Genomic DNA, 1,121 nt, shown 5'->3' on the forward strand with positions numbered 1-1,121 from the left:
CCAAAGCTGCCGGGCCGAGGGAGAAACTCTCCCGCCGCGGGCTGCGCTGGGCATTGGAAGGAATCGTGTGCCAACACCTCACGGTCGCCCGGATCGCCGAAGGGCTCGGCGTCACCTGGAATACCGCGAACAAGGCGGTCCTGGCCGAAGGCAGGCGTGTGTTGATTGATGACCCGGCCCGCTTCAACGGGGTCAAGGTCATTGGTGTTGATGAGCATGTGTGGCGGCACACCCGCCGCGGAGACAAGTACGTCACCGTCATCATTGATCTCACCCCGATCCGTGACGGCTCGGGCACGTCCCGGCTGCTGGACATGGTTGAGGGCCGCTCAAAGCAGGTCTTCGCCACCTGGCTGCAGGCACGCCCGCAGCAGTGGCGGGACGGGGTTGAGGTTGTGGCCATGGATGGGTTCACCGGATTCAAAAGCGCCGCTGCCGACGAACTTCCCGAGGCTGTTCCGGTCATGGACCCCTTCCACGTTATCCGCCTCGCCGGGGAAGCCCTGGATTCATGCCGGCGGCGGGTTCAGCAAGAGACGTGCGGGCACCGTGGACGGGCCGGCGACCCGCTGTATTCGGCACGACTGACCCTTCATACCGGGGTGGACCTGCTCACTGACAAGCAACGTCAACGCCTTGAAATCCTGTTCTCTACCGATACGCATGTCGAAGTTGAAGCGAGCTGGGGAATCTACCAACGCATGGTTGCCGCCTACCGCGAACCAGACCGACCCAAAGGACGGGAGCTGATGCAGGCCGTCATCAAATCCGTCAGCACCGGCGTTCCCAACGCACTCACGGAGCTCAGAACACTCGGGCGGACCCTCAACCGCCGGGCAGAAGACGTGCTGGCATACTTCGATCGCCCCGGCACATCAAACGGCCCTACTGAGGCCATCAACGGACGACTGGAACACCTCCGCGGATCCGCTCTCGGCTTCCGGAACCTCACCAACTACATAGCCCGCTCGCTCCTGGAATCCGGCGGATTCAGACCGGAACTACACCCTCAATTCTGAAGAGCCTCATAAGGGCCGAAATCGCCGTCGCCTATTTCAGCCCTGAACAGCTCAGCCCTGTCCAGCTCAGCCCTGTCCAGTCCAGCCCTTCACATCTCAGGC

At 62.6% G+C, this 1,121-nt stretch carries 1 protein-coding gene; it reads left to right on the forward strand.

The window, feature by feature from the left end; genetic code table 11:
- Nucleotides 1–1,019, forward strand: a 1,019-nt coding sequence (locus ACLRGI_RS22620; RefSeq protein ID WP_419203695.1) for an ISL3 family transposase, incomplete at its 5' end; no start/stop codon positions are given.
- Nucleotides 1,020–1,121 lie beyond the last annotated feature (102 nt).

It is taken from the genome of Paenarthrobacter sp. PPS72 (assembly GCF_048537125.1).
GTDB classification, from domain to species: domain Bacteria; phylum Actinomycetota; class Actinomycetes; order Actinomycetales; family Micrococcaceae; genus Arthrobacter; species Arthrobacter nitroguajacolicus_E.